The 16705-nt window shown below is 63.1% G+C and carries 18 protein-coding genes; 3 read left to right on the top strand and 15 right to left on the bottom strand.

What is annotated here, in order from left to right:
• Positions 1-85: 85 nt before the first annotated feature.
• Positions 86-673 carry a helix-turn-helix domain-containing protein gene (locus GJ668_RS03055; RefSeq protein WP_155448638.1) on the bottom strand — a complete coding sequence of 196 codons (588 nt, stop codon included), beginning with the start codon at positions 671-673 and terminating at the stop codon, positions 86-88.
• Positions 674-870: 197 nt separating this feature from the next.
• On the opposite strand from GJ668_RS03055, the gene GJ668_RS03050 reads away from it, so the two are divergent.
• Positions 871-1284, top strand: a complete 414-nt coding sequence (locus tag GJ668_RS03050; protein ID WP_155448637.1) for a superinfection immunity protein — start codon at positions 871-873, stop codon at positions 1282-1284.
• Positions 1285-1377: 93 nt separating this feature from the next.
• Here GJ668_RS03050 and fusA read toward each other — a convergent pair whose 3' ends face one another.
• Positions 1378-3423, bottom strand: a complete 2046-nt coding sequence (gene fusA / locus GJ668_RS03045; protein ID WP_155448636.1) for an elongation factor G — start codon at positions 3421-3423, stop codon at positions 1378-1380.
• Positions 3424-3873: 450 nt separating this feature from the next.
• Between fusA and GJ668_RS03040 the strand changes: the two genes are divergently transcribed.
• Complete coding sequence (locus tag GJ668_RS03040; RefSeq protein ID WP_155448635.1) at positions 3874-4359, top strand: YbhB/YbcL family Raf kinase inhibitor-like protein; 486 nt, start codon at positions 3874-3876, stop codon at positions 4357-4359.
• Positions 4360-4430: 71 nt separating this feature from the next.
• On the opposite strand, the gene ccmI is transcribed toward GJ668_RS03040, so the two are convergent.
• From ccmI to GJ668_RS02975, 13 genes are all read right to left on the bottom strand, one after another.
• A complete protein-coding gene (gene ccmI / locus GJ668_RS03035) occupies positions 4431-5732 on the bottom strand; it encodes a c-type cytochrome biogenesis protein CcmI (RefSeq protein ID WP_155448634.1) in 1302 nt (433 codons plus the stop codon).
• Between the two features lie 10 nt (positions 5733-5742).
• The gene (locus GJ668_RS03030) at positions 5743-6234 is read right to left on the bottom strand and encodes a cytochrome c-type biogenesis protein (RefSeq protein ID WP_155448633.1); all 492 of its coding nucleotides are present in this window, start codon (positions 6232-6234) and stop codon (positions 5743-5745) included.
• The gene (locus GJ668_RS03025; RefSeq protein ID WP_155448632.1) at positions 6231-6776 is read right to left on the bottom strand and encodes a DsbE family thiol:disulfide interchange protein; all 546 of its coding nucleotides are present in this window, start codon (positions 6774-6776) and stop codon (positions 6231-6233) included. The genes GJ668_RS03030 and GJ668_RS03025 overlap by 4 nt, the downstream gene beginning before the upstream one ends.
• A gap of 13 nt (positions 6777-6789) precedes the next feature.
• A complete protein-coding gene (locus tag GJ668_RS03020; protein WP_155448631.1) occupies positions 6790-8775 on the bottom strand; it encodes a heme lyase CcmF/NrfE family subunit in 1986 nt (661 codons plus the stop codon).
• Positions 8775-9251, bottom strand: coding sequence for a cytochrome c maturation protein CcmE (gene ccmE, locus GJ668_RS03015; protein WP_155448630.1), 477 nt, complete (start codon positions 9249-9251; stop codon positions 8775-8777). The genes GJ668_RS03020 and ccmE overlap by 1 nt, the downstream gene beginning before the upstream one ends.
• A gap of 9 nt (positions 9252-9260) precedes the next feature.
• Positions 9261-9431: a heme exporter protein CcmD gene (gene ccmD / locus GJ668_RS03010; RefSeq protein ID WP_155448629.1), complete on the bottom strand. Its 171-nt coding sequence runs from the start codon at positions 9429-9431 to the stop codon at positions 9261-9263.
• On the bottom strand, positions 9428-10186 hold the full coding sequence (ccsA, locus tag GJ668_RS03005) for a cytochrome c biogenesis protein CcsA (protein WP_155448628.1): 759 nt from the start codon (positions 10184-10186) through the stop codon (positions 9428-9430). Before ccsA ends, ccmD begins: the two co-directional genes overlap by 4 nt.
• The gene (locus GJ668_RS03000) at positions 10183-10404 is read right to left on the bottom strand and encodes a hypothetical protein (protein ID WP_155448627.1); all 222 of its coding nucleotides are present in this window, start codon (positions 10402-10404) and stop codon (positions 10183-10185) included. Before GJ668_RS03000 ends, ccsA begins: the two co-directional genes overlap by 4 nt.
• Positions 10401-10877: a PIN domain-containing protein gene (locus GJ668_RS02995; protein WP_186342841.1), complete on the bottom strand. Its 477-nt coding sequence runs from the start codon at positions 10875-10877 to the stop codon at positions 10401-10403. Before GJ668_RS02995 ends, GJ668_RS03000 begins: the two co-directional genes overlap by 4 nt.
• 22 nt (positions 10878-10899) lie before the next feature.
• Positions 10900-11571, bottom strand: a complete 672-nt coding sequence (gene ccmB / locus GJ668_RS02990; protein ID WP_155448625.1) for a heme exporter protein CcmB — start codon at positions 11569-11571, stop codon at positions 10900-10902.
• A 7-nt stretch (positions 11572-11578) separates the two neighbouring features.
• Positions 11579-12196 carry a cytochrome c biogenesis heme-transporting ATPase CcmA gene (gene ccmA, locus GJ668_RS02985; protein WP_155448624.1) on the bottom strand — a complete coding sequence of 206 codons (618 nt, stop codon included), beginning with the start codon at positions 12194-12196 and terminating at the stop codon, positions 11579-11581.
• Positions 12189-14396, bottom strand: a complete 2208-nt coding sequence (gene rlmKL, locus GJ668_RS02980) for a bifunctional 23S rRNA (guanine(2069)-N(7))-methyltransferase RlmK/23S rRNA (guanine(2445)-N(2))-methyltransferase RlmL (protein ID WP_155448623.1) — start codon at positions 14394-14396, stop codon at positions 12189-12191. The genes ccmA and rlmKL overlap by 8 nt, the downstream gene beginning before the upstream one ends.
• A gap of 131 nt (positions 14397-14527) precedes the next feature.
• The gene (locus GJ668_RS02975; protein ID WP_155448622.1) at positions 14528-14950 is read right to left on the bottom strand and encodes a YajD family HNH nuclease; all 423 of its coding nucleotides are present in this window, start codon (positions 14948-14950) and stop codon (positions 14528-14530) included.
• A 484-nt stretch (positions 14951-15434) separates the two neighbouring features.
• Between GJ668_RS02975 and GJ668_RS02970 the strand changes: the two genes are divergently transcribed.
• A complete protein-coding gene (locus GJ668_RS02970; protein WP_155448621.1) occupies positions 15435-16700 on the top strand; it encodes a 2Fe-2S iron-sulfur cluster-binding protein in 1266 nt (421 codons plus the stop codon).
• Positions 16701-16705: the final 5 nt, after the last annotated feature.

Genomic DNA, 16705 nt, shown 5'->3' with positions numbered 1-16705 from the left:
AGGGCGCATCGGCCGGTTGGGGTGAATGGGATCGAGCGCCTGGATCCCGGTTTTCTCATCGGTGGAGATCACATGGATGCCCTGTTCATGGAACTCGGTGGCTTGATGATAGAGCTTGCAGATCGTGCGCACGTCCTTCCGGAAGCTGGCCTCGTCTTCGATGTTGGGGTGGAGCCAGTAGCGGGTGCGATGCGGCTTGAGGTCGGCCTGATTTTAAAAAACGGCCAATGGTGGTGGCCGAAATGGTGGGGGCAATGCCGCGGGCGATGGTCTCGCGCACCAGATCGTGGCGCGTCCAATGCGTCAAGGGGTCCGGCGGGGTCTCGCAGGCCAAGGCGATGATCTGGCAGATCTGCTCAGGCGTAAAGTCGCCCGGGGCACCGCAACGCGGGCGGTCGGACAGCACCTCCTTGATCGCCGCAACCAGACGCGGGCCCGTCAGAGCGGCGAGCCGCTCCTGGGCATCGACCCAACGCCGCCGCCACTGCCCGACCGCGTCTTCATTGAGTCCCAGCGCCTGTCCAATCGCTTTGCTACGCTCACCGTCGGCAGCGCGCAGCACGATCTGCGCCCGCTGCACCAGGCTGTGGGCGGTTTCGCGGCTTCGCGCCAGACCTTCCAGGACGGTGCGTGGTTCAGGGGGTAGCTCAATCAACGGGGCAGGACGGGCCATGGGAAGCGACTCACAATCAGGCTGTGGGAGAATGATGAGCGATTATCCCGAAAATTCACAGTGCGCGGTACTAGGTGCTCTGTTCGGTGGCAAACAAAGCTCAGCCGGCACTGATCACGCCAGGCCCGCTTGGCATCCAGGCTCGATTCCAGGCTATCCTTTGCACTGGATATCTTCCCTGTTCCCGGAGAACCTCTATGGATCGACACCAAACATCCAAGGCTGCCCAAGAGCCACGCCCCCGGGCCTGGATTGCCGCCATCGAGCGCCGCCTTCCGCACGCACTCATCGAGAACCTGCGTCGGCTTGGTTTGCGACGCGGCATTCCAGTCTTTGTCCTGGTCTGGCTGCTACTGTTGCTGGCCGTCGACGCGCTCTATCCGGTCGACGTCAGAGGGTGGTTCCTCTCCGCGCTCCTGATCCTGTTCTATCTGCTGCCGACCTGGTTAGCGTTCGACCAGGGCCACCGCCGGCGTGTGACCATCAGTGTGCTCAACGTCCTGCTCGGCTGGACGGTCATTGGTTGGGTTGGCTTGCTGCTCTGGTCGCTCACACAGAATCAGCGCGGCTCCCAGGAGCACCAGGAGGCGGATGCCGGCGCGCTCGGCTAGCACCTGAATACTTTGGCTGGAGATCCGCAGCCCCTGTAAGCTCGGGGCCGGGGATCGCTGTTTCCAGTCGCGAGGTCGCTGGAGGGGGCGCTCTCAATCCTCAGCGCGCTGATAGGCATCCATCATCTGCTTCTGGAGGTTGCCCGGAACCGGATCGTAGTGGCTCAGCTCGATGCTGTAAGTGCCCTCGCCGCCGGTGAGCGACTTGAGCCGCGCGTCATACCCCTCCAGCTCGGCCAGCGGCACCTCGCCCTCGATGATCACGCGCCCACGACTCTTGGACTCGCTGCCGTTGATGCGTCCGCGCCGGCTCGACAGATCCCCGGCCAGGTCACCCATGGCACTGTCCTGGGTCGTGATGCGAATCTTGACGATGGGCTCCAGGATCACCGGCTGGGCCTGGAGTACGGCGTCGATGAACGCCTTGCGTCCGGCCGTCGCGAAGGCGATGTCTTTGGAGTCGACCGCATGGTACTTGCCGTCGTAGACAGTGACCCGAATGTCCTGGAGCGGATAACCGGCGATGGCACCTTCCTCCAGCACCTGGCGCACACCCTTCTCGATCGAGGGGATGAAGTTGCCTGGAATGGCTCCGCCGACCACGGCATCGACGAACGCGAATCCAGCCCCACGCGCATTGGGTTCGACCCGCAGATAGACCTCGCCGAACTGGCCGGCACCACCGGTCTGCTTTTTGTGCCGATGATGGCCCTCGGCCTTGCCCATGATGGTTTCGCGATAGGGAATGCTCGGCGGACGGGTCTCGACGTCGACGTGGAACTGATCGGTCAGCCGCCGTAGTACCACCCTGAGATGCGCCTCGCCGAGTCCGCGGATCACGGTTTCGTTGGTGCTGGCGTTGTGCTCGATGTGGAAGCAGGGATCCTCGGCGCGCAGCTTGTTGAGCGCATCGGTGAGTTTCTGCTCGTCGCCGCGCTTGCTGGTGTTGATCGCCAGCCCGAACAGCGGGATGGGGCATTCCATCGTGGTGAGATGGAAATGGTCCTCATCGTGCGAATCGTGCAGCACGGCATCGAAATGGATGTCATCAACGCGGGTGACGGCGAGGATGTCACCAGGCACGCCTTCGTCGACCTCGACCAGATCGTTGCCATGCATGCGATAGAGATGGTTGACCTTGAACGGCTTGCGCGCATCACCGATGAGAAGCTGACTGGCCGGCGTGATGCGACCCTGATGCACGCGGAACATCCCGATCTTGCCGCGATAGGGATCATTGATGATCTTGAACACATGGGCCACGGCATGTTGCGCTGGATCGGGACTGACGTGCACCGGCTCCATGGCCGCACCTTCGCCCTTGAGGAAGAGCGGCGGATTGCCCTCGGCTGGATTAGGCATCAAGCGCGCCATGATCTCCAGCAGTTCAGTGATGCCGGCACCAGTCTGGGCCGAGACATAGCAGATCGGCATCAGATGCGCCTCACGCAGCGCGGCCTCGAAGGGATCGTGGAGCTGTTCGGGCTGGAGTTCCTGGCCCTGCTCCAGATAGAGCGCCATCAGTTCCTCGTCGACCTCGACCACCTGATCGATGATCTGACTGTGGGCTTCCTCGACCGAGGAGAAGTCCGTGGGGCCGCCGCTGGGCTGGAAGAAGCAGTCGACGACGCGCTTGCCGCCATCGGCCGGCAGATTGATCGGCAGACATTCGGCCCCGAAGGTCTCGCGGATCTGCGCGGTCACCTGCGCCAGCTCGGCCCCATCGGCGTCGATCTGGTTGACGATGATGAGTCGGCACAGCTGACGGTTGTCGGCGGCCTTCATCAGGCGTGTGGTCATGGATTCGATACCGGCCTGGGCATTGATGACCAGGGCGGCGGTCTCGACCGCCGGCAGCACCGAGAGGCTGCGTCCGAGGAAATCGGGATAGCCGGGGGTGTCGATCAGATTGATATGCTTGCCGCTGGCGGTGAAGCTGGTGATGGCCGCGTCCAGCGAGTGCTGCAACTCCTTTTCCATGGGGTCGAAGTCGCAGACCGTGGTGCCCTTGGTCACGTTTCCAGGCACGTTGATGACGCCGGTGGCCGCGAGCAGCGCCTCCACCAGGGTGGTCTTTCCAGAGCCGGCATGACCGACCAGGGCGATGTTGCGGACGTCCTCGGCATTGTAGTCAGACATCTTTGATCCCGTCGTGGCGCTTGAGTGGAAATCGGGGGCGCTGCAAGCGAGCGAGCACCCAGGGGCGTTCTTCCGAACGAATCGAAATTATACTGTAACCCGAGCGGGGCTCAGGCGGCCTTGGACGGTGAAATCGTGATGTACTTGCCCTAGATCAAGGGGGCGGGGTGAAATGGCCGGTGTGCCGCCGCCCAACAGGGCTAGGCTCGTCGCTGAGTGGGAACGCTCGTCACCGGCTGTCGGTGCGGGGAAAAAGTGGCGGCCGATACAGAGGGCCGCCGAAGGACGCACAGCTAGGGATCAAGAATGCCGTTGTGTGATCGAACCGCGCCCCCGTAACGGCCTGTCATGACCCGAAACGGGAATGTTCGCTGTGGAACCGTGCCGACTTACCCAGGGGCGGTTCAATCTGTCTTGACTCAAACATTAGCATGTCGCTGGAGGCCAAAAATGGTACTGGTTCTCAAATCGGACGCATTCCTCGACGGTGAATCCATGCCGTTGCGTTACACCTGCGAGGGTGACGACTGTTCGCCGCCCCTGAGCTGGGAGAACCTCCCGGAGGGAACACAAAGTCTGGTGTTGATCGTCGACGATCCAGACGCGCCCGATCCAGCGGCGCCGCGTATGGTCTGGGATCACTGGATTCTCTACAACATTCCGCTGGATTGCGCCGGGCTACCCGAGGACGTGGCGCGTCATGGATTGCCCGAGGGCACGGGGGAAGGAATCAATAGCTGGGGCCGGACGGGGTATGGCGGACCCTGCCCGCCGATCGGGCGACACCGCTATTTCCACCGACTCTATGCGCTGGATGTGCGGCTACCAGAGGCACTGGGCACGCCTGGCAAGGACGATCTGCTGCTGGCCATGGACGATCATATCCTGGCCCACGCTGAGCTGGTCGGTACCTATGAGAAATCCGTCGTGGACTGAGCTGGAAGCGATGGTCGAAAACCGTGCGAAGGGCGCCAAGGCATCCGAGTCCTTGGCGCCCGCTTGGGCGTTCAGGGGCGCACTTGATCGATCTGGATCCGGATCTCGGTTTGGGCAGCGCGCTGAATTGGCCTCGACTCGCCGAAGAGGTCGCCGGGCTGGGGCGTGGCCTGCCCGCTCAGTGAGACCCGTGCTCCGACCTTGATCTCCTCGAAGGCTGATAGACGCAGGGCCGGACTCATGGCCTGGCTGTCGTCGAGCGTTACGGTCGTCGGCAGATCCTTGACCTGAAGACGCTGCACGGCCAGTGGCATCGGTGGTCCCTGAACGGCACGCGCGAAGACAAAGACCGTATCGTCGGGCGAGACGCGATCCGAGATGCCTGGATCGAGACTGACGGCGACGGTCAGACTCGCTTGGGACGTTGCTGTCGCGGCGGGCGTTTCGGTCGTCGTGGCCTCGACCTTGGCCTCGCTTGCTTCGGTTGGCGTTGCGGAGGCGGTCTCAGCCGGAATCCCAGCGCGACGCTGGGCCTCGCCCATCATCTGACGGAGATTGCCGGCCTCCTCACTCGCCGGATCCAGTTCGTCGAGGATGCTCTGCCAGGTCGTCCGCGCAGCCTGATACTGGCCCCGCTGGAAGGCGACCAGCCCCGAGAACCAGCGGGCATTGCTATTGGTCGGCTCCTGGGCCAGTGCCTCGGCGATCAGCTCGGCCGGACGCCCCAGCAGGCTTTTATTGGGATCGACGAGTCCCAGCACCTCGGCATAGGCGATTTTGAGATTGACCTCATTGGGCGCGAGCACATAGGCGCGTTCCATGGCCTTGGCGCCGGCGTTGAGTCGACCCATGGCCAGATAGGTGCGGCTGAGCATCATCCAGCCATCGATATTCGCCGGCTCCTGTTCGAGCCGTTTTTCCAGTTGCTCAACCAGTTCCTCCAGCGAGGCGACCTCGGCCTTGGTGTCGTCCGTCATGGTGGTCGCCTGACGCTGATCGATCAGGTCGGTTCGACCGAACTCCAGATACGCGAGCACGGTCGCAGCTGGAACGATGATGGTGAGAGCCAAGGCCAGCGCCCAGCGGCTGAGGGCCGAGGCCGGGCGTTCGGTGGCGGCCGCCGTTTCGGCACCGTCCAGGTCATAGAGCAGCTCGCGCTCCAGATCGCGCCGCGCGGCCTCGTACTGCGCCTGGTCGAGAAACCCGGCCTCCAGGTCGGCATCGAGTTCCTTCAGTCGCTGCTGGAAGACTTCCAGGTTGAGCCGATCCTGGCCGGGCGCGGTATCCGGCGGGGTGGGGCGCACCAGTGGCGCGAGCACGAAGACGAGCGATAGGGCCAGCAGAATACCGGCGAGAATCCAGAAGATGATCATGGGGTTCGAGTCAGTCGTGTTGGTCGCCGGTCTTGGCGAGTAGCTGTTGCAGTCGGGCGCGTTCGGCCTCGCTCAAATCCTGTTCGGGTTCGGCCTTCTTGCGCTGGAGCGTGCGCGCGAGCAGATAGGCACCGAAACCGACGAACAGGAAGGGGCCGAACCAGAGCACCAGGGTCGAGGGCTTGAGCGGCGGCTCATAGAGCACGAAGTCGCCATAGCGCGCGACCAGGAAGTCGATGACCTCCTCACGGCTCTTGCCTTCCTGCATCAGGCGGTAGACCTCCTTGCGCAGATCCTGGGCGACACCGGCCTGCGAGCCGGCGAGCGATTCGTTCTGGCAGACCAGACAGCGCAGCTTGCTGGTGAGATCGCGGAATTCCTGGGTGCTCGCCGGATCTTCGAAGGTGAACTCTTCCAGGGTGAAGGAGCGGGCCGGGGTCGTCATTAAGACGCTGCTGAGGGTCAAGGCCGCCAGGATGGTCGTAGTGGATAGCCGCTTCATGACTTGCCCTTTCGATACTGCTCAACGATGGGTTGGATCTCTTCGGCCCAGACCTGGGCGTCGATCGGCCCGACCCGTTTGTGACGGATGATGCCCTCGGCGTCGACGATGAAGGTCTCGGGCGCGCCATAGACGCCCCAATCGATCCCGGCCTGATTGTCCGGGTCGTAGAGGGAGACCGTATAGGGATCGCCATAGCGCTGGAGCATTTGCAGTGCCTCGGGCCGGGTGTCCTTCCAGTTGAAGCCGATTACCTGCACCCCGTACTCGCGCGCAATGCGCATGAGCTCTGAGTGTTCCTGACGGCAGGACGGACACCAGGAGGCCCAGACGTTCACCAGCGACACCTGACCGATGAGGATGTCACGGGTCAGGGTCTGGTTGGGATCCTTGAGATCGGACAAGCTGAACTCAGGGGCCGGCTTGTCGATCAGCGGCGAGGGGATCTTGCGCGGGTCCAGTTGCAGCCCGTAGAAGAGCAGGGCGGCCAGAGCCAGGAAGATCCCGAGCGGGATAAGGGCGCGTTTGGCGGATGTGTTCATGATGATCGACCCTTCAAGCCTTTGCGAGCGCGACGCCGGACGGAACGGTCGCGGTCTGACGGACGGTACGATAACGCCGATCGGTCGCCGCAAGCGTGCCGCCGATGGCCATCAGGATGCAGCCGAGCCAGATCCAGCGCACATAGGGTTTGTAATAGAGCCGCAAGGCCCAGTCGCCCTGGGTGCCGACCGGCTCGCCGAGCGAGATATAGATGTCGCGCAGCAGACCGGCGTCGATGGCCGCTTCGGTCATGGGCATGCCGCCCGAGACATAGTTGCGCTTCTCGGGATAGAGGTGGGCAATCTCACGCTCGCCGCGATAGATCACGAAATCGCCGCGGAACGCCTGATAGTTGGGTCCGGGCACGGCGGTCACGCCATTGAACTGGAAGCGATAGCCCGAGGCGTCGTGACTGGTGCCGGGCGACATGCGCACGTCGGTTTCCTCACCGTAGACCGAGACCATGGTGACGCCGACGATGAAGACCGCCAGCCCCATGTGCGCCAGCCACATGCCGTAATAGCCGCGACTGTTGCCCAGGAAATCGGTCTTGAGACCGCGCAGTCCGCCCTTGTGCTTGAGCCGGTCGAACAGGCTCAGCAGATGCGACGCCACCAGCCACACGGACATGCCGACACCGAAGCCGACCGCCAGGTGCCCCTCTGAAACGACTGACAACCCCGTGACCACGAAGGCCGCGATCCCCAGCGCCAGCGCGATCCAGAGCGCGCGCACCAGACGCCAGGCTTCGTCGTGCTTCCAGTGCACATGCGGCCCGATGGCTGTAGCCAGGATCAGCAGCGGCGACAAGGCGACAAACATCTTGTTGAACCAGGGGAAGCCGACCGAAATCTTGCCCCAGCCCGCGGCTTCGTAGATCAGCGGGGCCAGGGTGCCGAACAGCACCAGCACCGCCAGGGTAGCGAGCAGCAGGTTGTTGATGAGCAGGAAGGTTTCGCGCGAGAGCAGATCGAAGCGCCCGCCGCCCGAGATGCTCGGCGCGCGCCAGGCATAGAGTGCCAGCGAGCCGCCGATGACCACGCACAGGAACAGCAGGATGAAGCTGCCGCGCGTCGGATCGGTGGCGAAGGCATGAACCGAGGTCAGCACGCCCGAGCGCACCAGGAAGGTGCCGAGCAGCGACAGCGAGAAGGTCGAGATCGCCAGCAGCACCGTCCAGTTCTTGAAGGCCGCGCGCTTCTCGGTCACAGCCAGCGAGTGCATCAGCGCCGTGCCGACCAGCCAGGGCATGAAGGAGGCGTTCTCGACCGGATCCCAGAACCACCAGCCGCCCCAGCCCAGTTCGTAGTAGGCCCACCAGGAGCCGAGCGCGATGCCGATGGTCAGGAACACCCAGGCGACCGTGGTCCAGGGCCGCGACCAGCGCGCCCAGGCCGCATCGAGCTTGCCACCGATCAGCGCGGCGATGGCAAAGGCAAAGGCGACCGAGAAGCCGACATAGCCCATGTAGAGCATCGGCGGATGGATGGCCAGTCCCGGATCCTGCAAGAGCGGATTGAGATCACGCCCTTCGAGCGGCGCCGGGAAGATGCGGTCGAACGGGTTGGAGGTCAGCAGCGTGAACAGCAGGAAGCCGATAGCGATCATCGCCTGCACCGAGATGACGCGTGCGATCATCGGCAGCGGCAGGTTGCGGCTGAACTGCGCGACCGCCGCGCCCCAGCCGGCGAGCATCAGCACCCACAGCAGCAGCGAGCCTTCGTGCGCGCCCCAGATGGCCGAGATCTTGTAAAGCGTCGGCATCAGGGTATTGGAATTGGACGCGACATAGAGGACCGAGAAGTCGTCGTCCAGGAAGGCGATCAGCAGACAAAGAAAGGCGACGCCGATGAAGGTGAGTTGACCCCAGGCCAGCGGACGCGCCATGGCCATCCAGGAGCGGTTGCCGGTGAAGCTGCCGATCAGGGGCACACTGGCCTGGACCAGTGTCAGCATCAGGGCCAGCAGCAAGGCGAAATGACCGAGTTCAGGCGCCATCAGTTGGCCACTCCGCTGTTGGTTTGGTTGGCGGCGGCGTTGGTCACGCCCTCGGCATGGGCGGTCTGGAGCGTACTGGCAACCTCGGGCGGCATGTATTCCTCATCATGCTTGGCCAGGACTTCTTCGGCCTGGAACACGCCATCCGGCCCCAGCCGGCCCTTGGCGACCACGCCGGTTCCTTCCTTGAAGAGATCCGGCAGGATGCCCGAGTAGGCAACCTTGACGGTCGAGGCGTTGTCGGTCACATCGAAATGGACCAGCAGTCCATCGTCCTGACGCTGGAGCGTCCCCTCGCGCACCAGTCCGCCGAGCCGGAAGACGTGATCAGCCGGCGCTTCGTTGGCGAGCACCTGCGAGGGGCTGAAGAAGTAAGAAAGATTGCTCTTGAGGGCCGTGATGGCCAGGGTCGAGGCCGCGCCGATCCCCAGGATCGCCAGACCGACGAAGGCCAGCCGTTTCTGTCGTGCTTTCATGTCGAAATTTCACTCCGGACGCGAGGTTTGGGACAGTCGGGCCAATCGACCCAATCGCGCCAAAATGGTTCGATGCTGGAGACGCAATTGCAGCACCTCGGCCACCAAGGCGAGCGCCACCATGCCGTAGGCGCCCCAGACGAAGAAGGCATAACCGCCCTGAGAAAAGAAATCGCTCATCGTGGTTGCTCCCGGCTTACCAACTCTTGAACCCAGCTCGCTTCAGCTTCGCGCGTGAGGATGATCGAGCGCAACCGCATGAAGCCGGTCGCGAACGCATACATCCAGAACGCCAGCGTCATGGTCAGCATCGAAAACAGGATATGGCCATCGATCTTACCCAGCCCCGAGCGTTGATGCAGGGCCGCGCACTGGGTCGGGTCGGGGCAGTTGATCGACCAGTAGATGACCGGGACCATGACCAGACCGACGATCGCCAGCAGCGCCGAGGCGCGATCGGCGCGGCGGATGTCGTCGATTGCCGAGTGCAGCGCGATATAGCCGACATACATGAAAAAGAGCACCAGTTCCGAGGTCAGGCGCGGATCCCAGTCCCAATAGGTGCCCCAGCTCGGACGGCCCCAGAAGGCGCCGGTCCAGAGTGCGAGGAAGGTGAAGACCGCGCCGGTCGGCGCCACCGCGTTGGCCATCATGAACGACAGCCGGGTGTTGAACACCAGCCCGATCGCCGCCCAGAACACCATCACGATATAGAGCCACATCGACATCCAGGCCGCCGGCACATGGATGAAGATGATGCGGTAATACTCCTTCTGTGCATTGTTGCCGCCAAGCTGATCGGGCGTCTGGAAAAAGCCCCAGTAGAGACCGATTACGAGCAGCACGCCGGTCAGAATCCAGAAGGGGCGTGTGAGACGGCCCGCGAGCGGATAGAAGGTCGCGGGCGAAGCGAATTTGAACCAGTTCAGGGTCATTGGGTTTGATTCGGGGCTTGAGGTTGAGTCAAATGAGGCGTGGCAGCCGCCGGTCGCACTTTGGAGAGCAGACGTGGCCGGCGCACAACGACTGTTCCGGGCGAGTCCAGCTCGACGACTTTCAGTGCCTCACAGATTCGGCCAAGATCATGGCCATAGTGTTCCGCGTGCTCGGCGCGATAGCGACGAATCTCGGCAACGATGGGGTCTTCGTTCATATTTCCGCTCCCAGTTCTTCCGGTGAGCACAAGATAGGGCAGGCAAAACCGTGGGACTCGATCACGGTTGTGATCGTCTCTTTGGTTTGTGCGTTGTTGATGTGCTTGAAATTCCAGGTCAGCAAGAACTCGATACCGCCCGCTGCGGCGATGCCGATATGCAGGGCATCTTCCTCACTGTTCTTGGGAATCGCACCTTGCGTCAGCAGATCCTCGGCCAGCATTCGGGCTTCGGGTGAAATCGCGAGCATTGGGATCGCTTCGATCACCTTCTGGCGTCTTGCCGCTGCTTCAGCGTCGCCGCGCCTGATTTCCTGAAATACAAGTGCGGAGACATAGAGATCGAAGTCGGCGCGATGCTGTTTCCACCAGATCTCGGTGATCGCTTGGCGTGCCGCCACCACGACATCACGACTCGATCGGGCGACCAAGTAGCTGATGACGGAGGATTCAATATAGACGGACTGAGGCACGGCGTTTAACTTAAAATTCAGCTCATTCCAGCGAAATCTTGAGCGCCGCCGCTGAGGCCAGTGGCGCTAGTGTCAGGGCTGCGAGCAGAAAGGCCCCCAGTAGCATCAGATAGGGTTCGGTGTCGGTGAGCGCGATACGGCTGACCTCGACCGCGCCGGCGCCATAGACCAGCACCGGAATATAGAGCGGCAGAATCAAGAGCGAGAGCAGGATGCCGCCGCCGCGCAGTCCGAGCGTCAGCGCCGCGCCGATGGCCCCGATCAGACTCAGGATCGGCGTGCCGAGTGCGAGCGACAGCATCATGATCCCGATCTGCGTGTCCGTCAGATGGTACTGCATCCCAACCAGCGGGGCGATCAGCACCAGCGGCAGACCCGTCAGCAGCCAGTGCGCACCGACCTTGGCCAGCACCAGCAGCGACAGCGGCTGGGCGGTCAGGAGCATCTGCTCCAGCGTTCCATCCTCATAGTCCGCCGCGAACAGCCGCTCCAGCGCCAGCATCGAGGCCAGCAGTGCCGCGACCCAGACCACACCCGGTCCCAGGATCTGCAACACCTGACGCTCGGTGCCGACCCCGAGCGGAAATAGACTGACCACGATGATAAAAAAGAACAGCGTCGTCAGCGCATCGGTCCGTCGCCGCATGGCCAGCAGCAGATCGCGCTTGAGGACACACCAGAATACAGCCCACATGATGGCGTCAGTCTCCCAAATCCAGACGGGCGACCTGGCCCGAGGTCAGCGGCACCTCCTGGTGTGTGGTCAGGACCGCCAGTCCGCCGCCGGCCACATGCTCGGCGATCAGTCCCTGGAGCAGGGCCACGGCCTCGACATCGAGCGCCGTAAATGGCTCATCCAACACCCAGAGTCGGGCGCGACTGAGAATGAGCCGGGCCAGAGCCACGCGCTTCTTCTGTCCCTGCGAGAGCATCCGTGTGGGCAGATCTTCGAAGCCGCGCAGTCCAATGCGCGCAAGCGCCTGCCAGACGTCATCGATCCCGACCGGATCGCCGTCAAGCTGCGCCGCAATCGACAGATTCTCGATCCCGGTCAGATCGGACTTGATGCCGTTGAGATGGCCGAAATAGAGCAGCTCGCGCCGATAGTCCTCGGCCAGGGCGCGGATCGACTCACCGCGCCAGCGCACCTCGCCCGCATCCGGGGTGAAGAGTCCGCACAAGGTTCGCAACAGCGTGGTCTTGCCGCTGCCGTTGCGACCGCGCACATGGAGCAGGGTTCCAGGCTCCAGCGTCAGATTCAGACCGCTGAACAGCCGCCGATCACCGCGCCGGCATTCCAGGTCCGCGATCTCAAGCATGGATGGCCTCGTCGTCGCTTCGATCCTCCCGGCTGGACTGGGACTCCGGATGCTGGATCACCCAGCAGTTGTGGATCCGCGGATTGCGGGCGAAGTCGCGCGGCAGAGTCTGGGCGCTGATGTCGCTGACTTCGAAAGGCGCTAAGCCGTCCAGATCGATCCGGAAACGGCGCAGATTGTTCGAGAAGATCAGTTGCCCACCGGGTTCGAGCAGGCGCATGGTCGCCTGGATGATGTCGACATGATCGCGCTGGATGTCGAGCGTGCCCTGCATGCGCTTGGAGGTCGAAAAGCTCGGCGGGTCGAGAAAGATCAGATCGAAGCGGCGCTGGCCGAACATCGATTCGATCCAGCGCAGACAGTCGGCCTGGATCAGTTGATGATTCGGTCCCTGAATGTCATTGAGTTCCAGATTGCGCCCGGCCCATTCGAGATAGGTGCGTGACAGATCAACCGTAGTGGTCGAGGTCGCGCCGCCCTTGGCCGCCTGCACGGTCGCCGTGCCCGTGTAGGCGAAGAGGTTCAGAAACCGCTTCCCGGCCGACAGCGAGCCGATCAGCCGTCGCACGTCGCGATGATCGAGAAACAGCCCGGTGTCCAGATAGTCCTCGAAGTTGACCAGGAACCTGAGACCGTATTCCGAGACCTCGTGGAAGCGCCCGGTCTCGGCCAGCCGCTCGTACTGGGCGCGGCCCTTCTGCTGACGGCGCACCTTGAGGAACACCTGCTCACCGGGGACATCGAGCACCTCGGGGATCAGCCCCAGCGCTTCGCGCAGCCGCTGGCGCGCGCGCTTGGGATCGACGCTCGGCGGCGCGGCGTATTCCTGGACATGCACCCAGCGCCGCTCGCCCTCGTAGAGATCGATGGCCAGAGCGTATTCGGGCAGATCGGCGTCATAGATCCGCAGACAGTCGATGCCCTCGCTCTGGCGCCATTTACGCAGGGCCTTGAGGTTTTTTACCAGCCGGTTGGCGAGCATGGTCGCGCCCGGACTGCGCTCTTCCGGCGGCAGCGGGCGCGGCAGATGACTGACGAAATAACGCGGCTCGATCTGGAAGCTCAGCAAGCGGCATTCGATCGGACCGTTGTAGAGACTGTGCATCCGTGTCGCCCGCAATCCCAGGCTCTTGCCCAGCTCGGGGTTGGAGGTGAAGACCGCCGCGCGCCAGCCGACGAACCGCTCCTTGAGCACCGAGCCGAGACGCGCATAGAGCTGGGTCAGATCTTCATCGGCGCCGAGCCGCTCACCATAGGGCGGATTGACGATCACCAGTCCCTCGTCCTCTTCACGTCCGGGGTAGCAGTCAGACAGCTCGCGACGCTCGAAATGCGCCAGACCGGCGAGTCCGGCACGCTCCAGATGATGCAGTGAGGTACGGATGGCATTCGGGTTGACGTCATAGCCGCGTAGCGCGCCGAGCCGCTTGAGTCCGGCGGTACGGCGCAGACGCGCCTCGGCGAGCAGCCGCTGCCAAGCCGTCTCGTCGTGCTGGGTCCAGCCGTGAAAGCCGAAGCGCTCGCGCAGGAGACCGGGCGCGATGTCAGCCGCGATCAGTGCGCCCTCGATGACGAGCGTGCCCGAGCCGCACATGGGGTCGAGCAGGGCGCCGCCCTCAGCGGCGATCTCGGACCAGCCGGCGCGTAGCAGCAGCGCGGCGGCCAGATTTTCCTTTAGCGGCGCGGCGGAACCGGCCTCGCGATAGCCGCGCTGATGGAGCGAGTCGCCTGAGAAATCCAGACTGAAAGACAGGTTGTCGCGCTGCCCATAGAGATGGATGCGCAGATCCGGACACTCGGGATCGACGCTCGGACGCCGCCCGTAGAGCTGGTTGAAGCGATCGGCGATGGCGTCCTTGACCTGGAGGATGGCGAAATGCGGGTTGGTGACGCCCTGGAGTGCGCCGTCAAACTGGATGGCGAAGGTGCGATCCGGTGTCAGATGGTCTTCCCAGGGAATCTCCAGTGCGCTGTCGTGGATCTCATCCGGGCCGTTCAGCGACACTTGCGCGAGCGGCAGCAGGATGCGGTTAGCGATCCGCGACCAGAGACAGGCGCGATAGCCGTCCTCGATCCGGCCCGAGAAGCGCGCCCCGCCACGCGTCTCGGCGGCCCCCGCCATCCCGAGTCGGGTCAGCTCCTCGGCGAGCAGGCTGCCCATGTGCTTGGGGGCGGAGGCAAAGAACAGATGATCGGACATGCGGTTGGCGGGACTCCGGGGCGATGGGCTGAACCAGGCTGTCGGGCGGTTCATATTGGACGGGATTTTCCGCCGTCAGGTCTTTAAATTTTGTTCATCCAGTGAAACGGTCGAAAAGGGTACGTGGCGCCTCAGTCTTTTTTCAGCAGGTCGCCGAGGCTGGCGAAGGGATTGAAGGTTGCTGCCGTGCCGCCACTGGCCGTCGGCTTGGCCGGCGTGCCGGTGCCACGCGCGAGCGCGGCCAGGTGCTCTTCGTACTTCTGATGCTCGTTGTCGTGACAGTAGATGCACAACAGTTCCCAGTTGCTGCCGTCGGGCGGGTTGTTGTCGTGATCCATGTCTTTGTGATGCACCGTCAGCTCGCGCAGATTCTCGCGCGTGAAGTTGCGGGCACAGCGTCCGCAGACCCAGGGATAGAGTTTCAGCGCCTGATCGCGATAGCCGGCGGCGCGTTCCTCGCTCGCCTTACGCGCGTTGGCGACCACCTGATCGAGCTTGGCGGTATCGATGGGTTTGCCGGTCTTGCCATGACGGGGGCCGTGAGTCGGGGCCATGCGTCGATCCTCGGTCTGGAAGTTGGGTCGGCGTTAGATGTGGATGAGCGTCCGATCGATGGTTTTTGGTGCGTAAGCGGGGAAAATCGAGCCGCAGCAACGAAAGCGCGATCATAGCAAACTACTTAGCACATTTGTCTCCGCGCGTTCGTGACTCAATCCAACGTGTGAACGTCTGAGACGTGCGGGGAGAACGGCAACAGTCGTTTAGGTTTCGCGCTCGTCGAGCCTCTTTCGCATCCTAACCGGATTTCACTGATCGATCCCTGAATAAGACTGTCAGCGTTCTGTCAGTTTCTCCCCTGTAAGCTGCGCGCTGACTGGCGGTCCATGCTGATTTACCGGACAGGGACCGACAACAGCCAGCTTCTTGCGGCAGGCAATCAGCAATTGGCGGCCTGCCCAGCGTGGGCTTGACCACGTCTGCACGGTTGCAGTCGCTATCCTTACCCGTTGAAGGACGGGGTTTCTCGCGGAGGCGCTGATGAGCACCACCACCTTTGCCATCCTGATCAGTGGCGTGATCCTGCTTCAGGTCGCAGGTTTTGCGGCCTTCGGGTTTTATCGTCAACAGGCCCGCTATCGCGCGCTGGAACGCCCGGAACCGAATGTCGTCCCACCACCGTCTGCGGTCGGCTCGACAGTGCCCGCCATAACCAGGGCCATCGCCTGGTCCGGCGAGCGGGAGTTCGTGGTCCAGCGTCGGGTGATCGAAGATGGCAACGCCAGTGTCTGTTCCTTCTATCTGGTGCCGACCGACGGCGCACCGCTGCCAGTCTACCAGCCAGGACAATATCTGACCTTCAAGCTGGAGATCCCGGAGCCGACGGGTGGTCTGCCGACCCATGTCGTGCGCTGCTACTCGCTTTCCGACCGCCCGCGCACCGATCACTTCCGGGTGTCGATCAAACGGGTACCGGCCCCGCCGGGCAAGCCGGATGTCGCGCCGGGAATCGCCTCGAACCATTTCCACGACCATATCCAGGAAGGCTCGCGCCTGTCGGTGCGTGCGCCGTCCGGACACTTCCATCTGGACGCCGAGAGTGAACTGCCGATCGTGCTGATCGCCGGCGGCATCGGTCTCACGCCGCTGCTCAGTATCCTAAACACGCTTGCTCATGAGGCCGATCCACGCGAAGTCTGGCTCTTCTATGGCGTGCGTCATCGGGGCGAGCACATCATGAAAGCGCATCTGGAGCACCTGCGCGACACGCACCCGACGCTGCACCTGCATGTCTGTTACGCCGAGCCATCCGCCGAGGACCGTGCCGGCATCGACTACCAGCATCAGGGCTGGATCGATATCCAACTGCTCCGGCGGACACTGCATTTTGGTCGCTATGACTTCTATGTCTGCGGCCCGCTGGCCATGATGGAGACCCTGGTTCCCGCCCTTGGGGAAGCAGGCGTCGCCGACGAGAATATCCATTACGAGTCTTTTGGCCCCGCTTCGCTGACCAGGCGTCGGGCGCCTGTCTCAGCGACGGTGAGTATCCCGGTCGCGGTGCGCTTCAGTCGGTCGGGCAAGACCATCCAGTGGGACTCGACCAGTGACTCCTTACTTGAACTGGCCGAGGATCAGGGCATCCGGGTCGATTCGGGCTGCCGTGCTGGCAGTTGCGGCAGTTGTCAGACCCGCATCGAGTCCGGCGAGGTCGTGTACCAACAGACCCCGGACGCAGATGTGAAGCCCGGCCATTGTCTGCTCTGTATCGCCACCCCGGCCACCGATCTGACTCTGGCCCTGTAGAGACT

Origin of the sequence: Allochromatium palmeri (assembly GCF_009720725.1) — a bacterium.
Lineage (GTDB): Bacteria > Pseudomonadota > Gammaproteobacteria > Chromatiales > Chromatiaceae > Thermochromatium > Thermochromatium palmeri.
The sequence above is the reverse complement of the archived record's forward strand: the minus strand, read 5'-3'. Positions and strand labels throughout refer to the sequence as shown.

Bases quoted from the DNA above. Each gene is read 5' to 3' on its own strand.
- GJ668_RS03055 (WP_155448638.1), bottom strand. From the start codon at position 673: ATGGCCCGTCCTGCCCCGTTGATTGAGCTACCCCCTGAACCACGCACC.
- rlmKL (WP_155448623.1), bottom strand. From the start codon at position 14,396: ATGTCCGATCATCTGTTCTTTGCCTCCGCCCCCAAGCACATGGGCAGC.
- GJ668_RS03050 (WP_155448637.1), top strand. From the start codon at position 871: ATGGATCGACACCAAACATCCAAGGCTGCCCAAGAGCCACGCCCCCGG.
- ccmA (WP_155448624.1), bottom strand. From the start codon at position 12,196: ATGCTTGAGATCGCGGACCTGGAATGCCGGCGCGGTGATCGGCGGCTG.
- GJ668_RS03025 (WP_155448632.1), bottom strand. From the start codon at position 6,776: ATGAACACATCCGCCAAACGCGCCCTTATCCCGCTCGGGATCTTCCTG.
- GJ668_RS02970 (WP_155448621.1), top strand. From the start codon at position 15,435: ATGAGCACCACCACCTTTGCCATCCTGATCAGTGGCGTGATCCTGCTT.
- ccmB (WP_155448625.1), bottom strand. From the start codon at position 11,571: ATGTGGGCTGTATTCTGGTGTGTCCTCAAGCGCGATCTGCTGCTGGCC.
- GJ668_RS03040 (WP_155448635.1), top strand. From the start codon at position 3,874: ATGGTACTGGTTCTCAAATCGGACGCATTCCTCGACGGTGAATCCATG.
- GJ668_RS03020 (WP_155448631.1), bottom strand. From the start codon at position 8,775: ATGGCGCCTGAACTCGGTCATTTCGCCTTGCTGCTGGCCCTGATGCTG.
- ccsA (WP_155448628.1), bottom strand. From the start codon at position 10,186: ATGACCCTGAACTGGTTCAAATTCGCTTCGCCCGCGACCTTCTATCCG.
- ccmI (WP_155448634.1), bottom strand. From the start codon at position 5,732: ATGATCATCTTCTGGATTCTCGCCGGTATTCTGCTGGCCCTATCGCTC.
- fusA (WP_155448636.1), bottom strand. From the start codon at position 3,423: ATGTCTGACTACAATGCCGAGGACGTCCGCAACATCGCCCTGGTCGGT.
- GJ668_RS03000 (WP_155448627.1), bottom strand. From the start codon at position 10,404: ATGAACGAAGACCCCATCGTTGCCGAGATTCGTCGCTATCGCGCCGAG.
- GJ668_RS02975 (WP_155448622.1), bottom strand. From the start codon at position 14,950: ATGGCCCCGACTCACGGCCCCCGTCATGGCAAGACCGGCAAACCCATC.
- ccmE (WP_155448630.1), bottom strand. From the start codon at position 9,251: ATGAAAGCACGACAGAAACGGCTGGCCTTCGTCGGTCTGGCGATCCTG.
- GJ668_RS03030 (WP_155448633.1), bottom strand. From the start codon at position 6,234: ATGAAGCGGCTATCCACTACGACCATCCTGGCGGCCTTGACCCTCAGC.
- ccmD (WP_155448629.1), bottom strand. From the start codon at position 9,431: ATGAGCGATTTCTTTTCTCAGGGCGGTTATGCCTTCTTCGTCTGGGGC.